Source organism: Bacillus sp. CZDM1 (assembly GCF_055502545.1).
This window is the reverse complement of the sequence record NZ_JBUESO010000006.1, coordinates 340171-350112: the sequence shown is the minus strand read 5'-3', so window position 1 is coordinate 350112 and position 9942 is coordinate 340171. Positions and strand designations below refer to the sequence as shown.

The following is a 9942-nucleotide window of genomic DNA, read 5'->3' as shown; positions in this document are numbered from 1 at the left end:
GACTTGCATGTATTAGGCACGCCGCCAGCGTTCGTCCTGAGCCAGGATCAAACTCTCCAAGAAAGTTGATATAGCTCATCTTGTTACGTTGGCTTAGCTTTTATAAAAAGCTAAAAAATTGTTTGTTGACGTTCTTGTTTGTTTAGTTTTCAAAGATCAATTTTTCGTTATCGCTCAGAGGCGACTTTATTAATATATCATCTATTAATATGAATGTCAACGTTTAATTGTTTTTATCTTGCTTTACAATTACTAATCTTGCCGACTCAAATGAGTATACCAGCATTAATACTATCAATCAAGAGAAAAATACCAAAAAGCGATAATTAATTTGATAAGGAGTACCAAACTAGGTACTCCTTTCAAATATAATTTATTCTTCAGTAGTATCAGAGCTATCCTCTTCAGAATTCATCCCATCATCTGCTGCATGATCTTCACCTGTTTCAACGGCTGCTTCTAAGCCTTCTGTGCCTTCTGTATCCTCTGAATCTGTTTCTTCTGAAACCTCTTCTTTTTCTACTTTTGCAACAGTTGCAACAAAATCATGTTCGTCGCCTTTAATACTAATTAATTTAACACCTTGTGTGTTTCGCCCCATAGTCGAAATGCCAGCTACATCAATACGTATAAGGACACCGCCAGTAGTGATTAACATTAAGTCTTCTTCGCCCGTTACAGCTCTTACAGAAACTAGAGGACCATTTTTCTCGGTAACGTGGCATGTTTTAATACCTTTACCGCCCCTGCCTTGAATACGGTACTCTTCTGCTGGTGTGCGCTTACCAAATCCGTTCTTGGTGACGATAAGGACACTGCTATTTTCCTCAAGTACTTCCATACCTACTACTTCATCATCACTATCTAAGGTAATCCCTTTTACGCCCGTTGCAGTTCTTCCCATAGACCTGACATCTGTTTCAGGAAAACGGATCAGCATTCCTTTTTTCGTACCAATAATCATATGCTTTGTTCCATCCGTTAAACGGACTGAAATCAGTTCATCACCTTCACGGAGACTCAACGCAATAAGACCATTATTACGAATATGTGCAAAAGAAGTTAATGGTGAACGCTTAGAAATACCCTCTTTTGTTGTAAAGAATAGGTACCAATCATCCACAAATTCCTCAATTGGAATAATGGCATTCACCCATTCTCCTTTTTCAATTCCAAGAAGGTTAATGATAGGCAGTCCTTTAGCCGTACGGCTGTATTCAGGAATTTCATAACCCTTTGAGCGATAAACCTTCCCTTTATTCGTAAAGAAGAGAATTGTATCATGAGTAGAAGTCGTGATTAAATGCTCAACAAAGTCATCTTCATTTGTACCCATTCCTTGTATACCGCGACCGCCTCTTCTTTGCGCGCGATAAGTTGAAACAGGGAGGCGTTTAATATAGCCATTATGTGTAAGTGTAATGACAATATTTTCACGTGGAATGAGATCTTCATCTTCAATATTTTCAATTCCGCCCGTTTGAATTTCCGTGCGGCGAGTATCATTAAATCTCTCTTTAATTTCAATCAATTCTCCACGAATGATTTCAAGCACCTTTTCATCATCAGCTAAAATAGCTTTTAACTCAGCGATAAGCTGTACCAAGGCTTGATACTCTTCCTCAATTTTCTCTCTTTCTAGACCTGTCAAACGCTGCAAGCGCATATCCAGAATAGCCTGGGCTTGTTTTTCAGAAAGGTTAAATTGTGTCATTAAACCTTCGCGGGCAATATCCGTTGTCCGTGAACTTCTAATTAAACTAATGACGGCATCAAGATTATCTAAAGCAATCCTTAAACCATCCAAAATATGAGCACGTGCTTCTGCTTTACGTAACTCAAACTCTGTTCGTCTGCGAATAACCACTACTTGATGGTCTAAATAATGGACTAGACATTGTTTTAGATTTAATACCTTTGGATGCCCGCTAACAAGAGCTAATGTATTGATTCCGAAGCTCGTTTGTAGTGATGTTTGTTTATATAAGTTGTTTAAGAGGACATTCGCATTTGCATCTTTACGAACCTCAATAACAATTCGCATCCCTTTGCGATCTGATTCATCTCTTAAATCGGTAATGCCTTCTATTTTTTTATCACGGTGTAATTCCGCAATTCTTTCAACTAATTTTGCTTTATTTACTTGGTATGGTAACTCATTAACAATAATAACTTCTTTACCATTTGATTTTTGTTCGATTACTACTTTCCCGCGAATGGTTATTGAACCTCTGCCAGTTTCGTATGCCTTACGAATACCACTTCGGCCCATGATGATTCCTCCGGTTGGAAAATCGGGGCCAGGAATAATTTCCATTAACTCTTGAATTGTTATATCTGGATCCTTAGAAATAGCTAATACGCCATCAATCACCTCGCCAAGCTGGTGTGGTGGAATATTAGTAGCCATACCAACAGCAATTCCAGAAGAACCGTTAACTAAAAGGTTGGGAAATCTCGCTGGTAAAACGGATGGCTCTCTTTCCTCACCATCATAGTTATCTTGAAAATCAATCGTATCTTTGTTTAAATCTCTTAATAATTCCATTGAGATTTTAGACATCCTAGATTCTGTATAACGCATAGCTGCTGCTGAATCACCGTCTACAGAACCAAAGTTTCCATGTCCATCTACAAGCATATACCGATAGTTAAAATCCTGTGCCATACGTACCATCGTTTCATAAACGGCGGAATCACCGTGAGGGTGATATTTACCGATTACATCACCGACGATACGGGCTGATTTTTTGTAAGGTTTATCAGCATGTATTCCTAGATCATGCATAGCGTATAGAATACGGCGGTGGACTGGTTTTAATCCATCTCGTACATCTGGAAGGGCACGTGAAACAATAACACTCATTGCATAGTCAAGAAAGGATGTTTTCATTTCATGACTGATATTAATATCTTTTATTTGAGAATTTGGTGTTTCTGCCATTTGAGTACCTCCTATTTTGGTGACAATCTGCCTTTGGATGTCATCCAGTGAAATCTATATAAACGAAAAAAGGAGGATAGTGGTAACCCCTCTATCCCTTTCTATATAGGCATTTCTTTATATCCAGCTCTGGCGGCTAGGGGCTCGAGGTCATAAGCCACCCCCTGAAGAAGGCAAAAAACGCCTTCTTGCAGGGTGCGTCTTATGCTTGTCGCCCCTAAACGAGCCGCCTCCGCTTTTATTTATATATCTAAATTCTTCACGTATTGTGCGTTTGCTTCTATGAAGTTACGGCGCGGTTCTACTTTGTCACCCATTAACATTTCAAATGTCTCGTCCGCTTCAATTGCATCTTCAAGACTAACCTGAAGCATGGTTCTAGTAGATGGATCCATGGTTGTTTCCCATAATTGCTCAGGATTCATTTCACCTAACCCTTTATAACGTTGGATATTAGGCTTAGGCTGACTTGGCAGCTCTGCGAATATTTGATTCAGCTCTTTTTCATCATACGCATACCTAATTTTTTTACCTTGCTGTACTTTATATAATGGCGGCTGGGCAATATATACATAGCCAGCTTCTAATATTTTTCGAATATAACGGTAAAAGAAAGTTAACAATAGTGTTCGAATATGAGCACCATCAACATCCGCATCCGTCATAATGACTATTTTATGATATCTAGCCTTTGCAATATCAAAATCTTCTCCAATACCTGTTCCAATTGCCGTTATCATGGAACGAACCTCGTTATTAGATAGAATCCTGTCTAAACGTGCCTTCTCAACATTAAGGATTTTTCCTCGTAATGGGAGAATTGCTTGGAAATGACGGTCACGGCCCTGTTTAGCTGAACCGCCTGCTGAGTCACCCTCTACAATGTACAATTCGCTAATTGAAGGATCCTTTGATGAACAGTCTGCTAATTTCCCAGGTAAACTGGAAACTTCTAAAGCACTCTTACGTCGCGTCAGTTCCCTTGCCTTCTTAGCAGCCAGTCGTGCCCTTGCAGCCATAAGTCCCTTTTCAACAATTTTTTTAGCGACTTGAGGATTTTCTAATAAGAACTTATCAAAATGATTCGAGAATAATGAATCTGTTATGGTTCTTACTTCGGAGTTTCCAAGTTTTGTTTTCGTTTGTCCTTCGAATTGCGGATCTGGATGTTTGATTGAGACAATCGCTGTTAATCCTTCACGCACATCTTCACCAGATAAATTCGTGTCATTCTCTTTAATTAACCCATTTTTTCTTGCATAATCATTAATAACACGGGTTAATCCTGTTTTAAATCCAGATTCATGTGTTCCGCCTTCATAGGTATGGATGTTATTCGCAAAGGAGTAAATGCTATCTGTATATCCCTCATTGTATTGAAGAGCGACTTCAACACTAATACCATCGCGTTCTCCCTCAATAAAAATAGGTTCATCATGAATGACTTCCTTTGTGCGGTTTAAATGCTCTACATAGGATTTAATTCCGCCTTCATAGTAATATTCATTCTGTTTATTTTCCACACGGTTATCTTTAATTGTGATTTTAATACCGCGATTTAAGAATGCCAATTCACGCAAACGCGTTGCCAGAATATCAAACTCATATTCCAATGTTTCCGTGAAAATTTCCCCGTCTGGTTTAAAGTGAGTAATCGTACCTGTTTTATCGGTAGTTCCAATTACTTCTAATTCCTTAACTACAGCTCCACGTTCGAAATTAATGGCGTAAATATTACCGTCACGATGAACAAAGACCTCTAAATTGGTGGAAAGGGCATTAACAACTGAAGCACCTACACCATGCAGACCGCCAGAAACCTTATATCCGCCGCCGCCGAACTTACCTCCAGCATGGAGAACAGTCATAATAACTTCAACGGCTGGTCTTCCCATTTTTTCTTGAATTCCGACGGGAATCCCACGTCCGTTATCTTTAACGGTTATACTGTTATCCTCTTCAATGATGACATTGATTTCATCACAATAACCAGCCAAAGCCTCATCGATACTGTTATCTACAATTTCCCAGACAAGATGATGGAGACCTTTTCCACTCGTTGAACCAATGTACATACCTGGTCTTTTTCTAACAGCTTCTAGGCCTTCTAGAACTTGTATTTGATCCGCGCCATATTCTTGTTCCTCGACTAATTTTTGTTCCATTGTCATACCGTTCACCCCGCACTTTCATTCAAAAAATACTCTATTCACCTAAAATGAAAAATAATAATTTCAATATTCCTGCATTTCCTTTTGATTTGAACGTTTTTTTAATGTTCCGGAAGAAATAGGGGATAAATAAACCTTGTCATATGTAATTACGACCGATTTAAAGGGGTTTTTTGAAAGGTTAACGAGCTTTTCCTTATGCTGTTTTAAGAATTCCTCAAGTAAGTTTGATGAATTCACGCACCCTTTATCAAGAATGGCGATGATATCCTTCGCCCTGATATTTAAATCTTCCCCAACATGTATATACACACTTCCACCTCAATTAACTTTATTGATAAAACCAGACTCTACTTCAAAAGTTGAAGCCTCTTTTAATGTTTGATGATGGATGCCGTCAACGCTAGTTGTTGTAACGAATGTTTGGACTTTCCCCTTAATGGTATTAAGCAAGTGTGACTGACGATAGTCATCTAATTCAGATAAGACATCGTCAAGGAGTAAGATTGGATATTCGCGAATTTCTGAATGAATTAACTCAATTTCGGCAAGTTTAACAGAAAGCGCGGTTGTTCTTTGCTGTCCCTGTGACCCAAACGTTGAGACATCTCTCTCATTGACAAAAAACAACAAATCATCACGATGAGGTCCAAATAGGGTTGTTCCTCGTTCTATTTCCCTTGTTCTAACTTTGCTAAATTTTTCCTCGAAGCATGCTTTCATTTTCGACAAATCTTGGTCTTCTAATACATCCACTGATGGTTTATAGACAATTTCCAATGATTCCAGTCCTCGAGAAATGCCTTTATGAATAGGTTTTGCCCAATTTTCAAGCAAGTGAAGAAATTCAAATCTTTTTAATACAATTCTCACAGCCATATCAATAAACTGCTCTGTAAGAATTTCAAGCATGGTTTGGTCTGTCTGTTTTTTAATTTGCAGCATCTTCAAAAAATGATTTCGCTGTTGAAGTATTTTTTGATACTGACTCATATCATGTAAATAAATGGGCGAAACCTGCCCAATTTCCATATCAATAAACCGCCTTCTTATTTGAGGGCTGCCTTTAACTAAATTTAAATCTTCCGGTGCAAACATGACTACATTCATGTTACCAACATATTGACTTAATTTTCGCTGTTCCATATGATTGCATCTGGCCTTTTTGCCTTTTTTAGAAATAATTAATTGCAAAGGCAAAGAGCTGTATTGTTTTTGAACCCTGCCCTCTATTTTAGCATACTCCTGATCCCAGCGAATAAGATCTTTATCATTTGATGTTCGGTGGGATTTAGCCATTGCTAAAACATAGATAGACTCCATCACATTTGTTTTACCCTGGGCATTTTCCCCAAGGATCACATTTACTTTATTTTCAAATTCAACTGATAAGCTCTCATAATTTCGATAATTTCTTAGCGCTAATTGTTCAATATACATGAAAACGACACAACCTTTAGTTACTCGGTTATCAAAAATTCTCCGTGGCCAGGAATTCTCACTTTATCTCCTACTCGAAGCTTTCTGCCTCTTCTTTGATCTTGTTCACCATTAATAAAAATATCGTTTTCACTTAAAAACCATTTGGCCATACCACCAGATTGGATGACGTCAGCTAATTTAAGAAATTGTCCTAACGTAATAAACTCTGTATTTAGCTTTATTTCTTCGGGCAATGTTTATCACTCATTTCTAAAATGGTCTCAATACTTTATTTTACTAAAAAAAGATAAATAAAGAAAGTCACCAAAATCATGGTGACTATTTGTAAAATTTATCTTAGTAAGTTCTAACTGGCAAAATCAACTGTAATGTTGTCTCATCATGTAACGGTTTAATAACAAATGGCCGCATCGCACCAGTAAAACTCACTCTTATATCTGTACCCTCAAGTGCCTTTAAGGCATCCATCATATATTTAGCACTAAAGGATATCTTTAATTCTTCTCCATCAATCGATTGACTTTGTATTTCCTCGACAACTTTCCCTACTTCAGGTGTGTTAGAAGAAATTTCAATTACACCGCTATCAATCGTTGAAAGTTTGACTACATTGTTCCTGCCTTCACGCGCTAATAGGGAAGCACGATCGATAGCATGAAGGAATTCCTTCGTATTAACAATGATTTCTGTTTTACTTTCATTCGGAATCAGTCTAGAAGTATCAGGATAGTTCCCTTCAAGCAGCCTTGAGAAGAATAACAGATGCTTCGCTTTAAACAAAATTTGATTTTCAGTTATAACGATATCAATTAATTCGTTCGAGTCATCAATGATCTTGCTCAATTCATTCAAACTCTTACCCGGAATGACTACATTGTAACTTTCGTTATTTTCCGTTTCAATTTTTGCTTTTCTTAAAGCCAGCCGGTGACTATCTGTTGCAATACAGTTTAATTCGCCATTTTCAATCTTCCAGTTTACACCTGTCAAGATGGGGCGTGTTTCTGAAGTGGACACTGCGAAAAAGGTCTGACGAATCATCATTTTTAACAAATCAGTAGCTATATGAAATTTATTATTTTCTTCTATTTGTGGCAGGTGCGGGTATTCTTCTGCATCCAATCCGTTCAAGTTAAATTCTGATTTACCAGAACGAATAACAGTCTGTAATGACCCAAGTACCTCAATTTCAACACTATCTGTCGGTAATTTTTTAACAATCTCACTAAAGAACTTTGCTTGAAGGACAATGGAACCACTTTGTTTAATCTCAACGATTTCGTCCCCGGATTCCTCATTTGGAATAAATGATTCAATTGAAATATCTGAATCACTTCCAGTTAGGGTAACTCCTTCGCTAGTAGCTGTAATTTTAATTCCTGTCAGTATTGGAATGGTTGTTCTTGATGTAACAGCCTTCATTACATCTTGGACACTTTGAACAAGACGGTCCCTTTGGATGATAAATCTCATATCAAAATCCTCCCAGCAATTTTTTATTTCTAAGTACGAATAAAGGGCATTTCTTAAACATATAATAATAAGTTTTTTAAAAGAAAAAATAGTAGAAGTACTAGTAGGGCCTGTTAATATGTGGATAACTCACTTTTTACAATGGAAACACAGTCTATCAACATGTGGACAGACTGTGTGTAAACTAGGGCAAGTTATTCACAATTACACTAAACTTTCAACAGCTCATTTAATTCTTTCATCTGCTTTTGCAGCTGTAGATCAGATTGCAGCAGCTTGGATATCTTTTCATGAGCATGGATGACCGTAGTGTGATCACGTCCTCCAAACTCTTCTCCTATCTTTGGCAGAGAATAATCGGTTAATTCACGTGATAAATACATAGCAATTTGTCTAGGAAAAGCTACAGATTTTGTCCGCTTTTTAGCTTTAAAATCTTCAAGCTTAACGCTGTAGTGTTCACCGACAGTTCTTTGGATTTCATGAATCGTGATCACCCTTGGCTTTGAACTTGGAATGATATCCTTTAATGCTTCGGATGCTAAATCTGCATTAATATCCTTATTGATTAAGGAAGAATAAGCAACTACACGGATTAATGCTCCTTCTAGCTCTCTGATATTTGTATCGATTTGATTAGCAATATAGAGCATAACTTCGTTTGGAATGTCTAAACCTTCTGCCTTCGCTTTTTTCCTAAGGATGGCAATTCTTGTTTCTAAATCTGGCGGCGTAATATCCGTAATTAATCCCCATTCAAAGCGTGAACGAAGGCGGTCCTCAAGTGTCGGGATTTCCCTTGGCGGACGATCACTTGAGATAACTATTTGCTTGCTTTCCTCATGAAGAGTATTAAAAGTATGGAAAAATTCCTCTTGAGTTGATTCTTTTCCAGCTAAGAATTGAATATCATCAATTAAAAGCACATCCACATTTCGATATTTATTGCGGAATTCTACCGCTTTATTATCACGAATGGAATTAATAAATTCATTCGTGAATTTTTCTGAAGATAAATAAACCACTTTAGCGTTCGGCTTATGCTCTAAAACATAATGGCCAATCGCATGCATTAAGTGTGTTTTTCCTAATCCAACACCCCCATAAATGAATAAGGGATTGTACGCTTTTGCAGGTGCTTCAGCTACAGCAAGGGATGCAGCGTGAGCAAACCTGTTACCAGAACCAATGACAAACGTATCAAACAGGTATTTAGGATTTAATATATTTTGCGGAAAATCATGTTGATCTTCTTCCTTTTTTGCCTTTTTAGCGGGCAATAATAAATCTGGGTCTTCCTCTTTTTGATTTTGCGGAATAATGAACTTGACAGATAGCTCTTCACCAGTAATTTCATACAGAATACCAGCAATTAACTGGGAATAACGCTCCTCGAGCCAATCACGTGCAAATTCATTTGGAGCAGTGATCACAAGTAGATTGCCTTGAAGGGAATGGGCCTTTGTGGACTTCAGCCAGGTGTCATAACTAGGTTTGCTAATCTTCTTCTCAATATTGGCTAGAGCAGCATTCCAAAGATCCGCAATATTCTCCAACGGTTGTCCCTCCTTTTTTCTTTTATCTATCTATTATTGAAATGCAATTTGCAGTATGTTTCTCGTCTAAACTCCATATATAGTGATATTTTTTCACAAAGTGTTAGGAAGTATCCTCATTCGTAATGAACAAAAGTTCTTTGAAAAAACAACGTTATACAAGCTGTACAACCTACTAATTTATAAATATACGAAACAATGGTTGTGGAAAAACATATTATAGGAAATAAAGTGGAGTTTCGACAATATCCACCGCTTGTGGACAAGTTTCTGCAGTATGCTAGAATAACTTGTCCACACCTTATCCACAATTTGTGGATAACATATTTTTATGACGAAGTTATTCAGAGTGAAA

Annotated in this window: 7 protein-coding genes and 1 rRNA gene; all 8 read right to left on the bottom strand. The window is 37.5% G+C overall.

Annotation, left to right across the window (positions count from 1 at the left end; all coding sequences use genetic code 11):
* Positions 1-63 (bottom strand): 16S ribosomal RNA (locus tag ACY3XC_RS16665); the annotation flags it as partial.
* A 310-nt stretch (positions 64-373) separates the two neighbouring features.
* Positions 374-2944 (bottom strand): DNA gyrase subunit A, encoded by a 2571-nt coding sequence (gene gyrA, locus ACY3XC_RS16660; RefSeq protein ID WP_464869523.1) that lies wholly within the window; start codon positions 2942-2944, stop codon positions 374-376.
* A 242-nt stretch (positions 2945-3186) separates the two neighbouring features.
* On the bottom strand, positions 3187-5109 hold the full coding sequence (gene gyrB / locus ACY3XC_RS16655) for a DNA topoisomerase (ATP-hydrolyzing) subunit B (RefSeq protein ID WP_464869538.1): 1923 nt from the start codon (positions 5107-5109) through the stop codon (positions 3187-3189).
* Between the two features lie 69 nt (positions 5110-5178).
* Positions 5179-5427 (bottom strand): extracellular matrix regulator RemB, encoded by a 249-nt coding sequence (gene remB / locus ACY3XC_RS16650; protein ID WP_095247367.1) that lies wholly within the window; start codon positions 5425-5427, stop codon positions 5179-5181.
* Positions 5428-5436: 9 nt separating this feature from the next.
* Positions 5437-6555, bottom strand: a complete 1119-nt coding sequence (recF, locus tag ACY3XC_RS16645) for a DNA replication/repair protein RecF (RefSeq protein ID WP_464869522.1) — start codon at positions 6553-6555, stop codon at positions 5437-5439.
* Positions 6556-6575: 20 nt separating this feature from the next.
* Positions 6576-6791 carry a S4 domain-containing protein YaaA gene (gene yaaA / locus ACY3XC_RS16640; protein ID WP_179157903.1) on the bottom strand — a complete coding sequence of 72 codons (216 nt, stop codon included), beginning with the start codon at positions 6789-6791 and terminating at the stop codon, positions 6576-6578.
* 103 nt (positions 6792-6894) lie between these two features.
* Positions 6895-8031 carry a DNA polymerase III subunit beta gene (gene dnaN, locus ACY3XC_RS16635; RefSeq protein WP_464869521.1) on the bottom strand — a complete coding sequence of 379 codons (1137 nt, stop codon included), beginning with the start codon at positions 8029-8031 and terminating at the stop codon, positions 6895-6897.
* A gap of 209 nt (positions 8032-8240) precedes the next feature.
* Positions 8241-9587 carry a chromosomal replication initiator protein DnaA gene (gene dnaA / locus ACY3XC_RS16630; protein WP_179157905.1) on the bottom strand — a complete coding sequence of 449 codons (1347 nt, stop codon included), beginning with the start codon at positions 9585-9587 and terminating at the stop codon, positions 8241-8243.
* Positions 9588-9942: the final 355 nt, after the last annotated feature.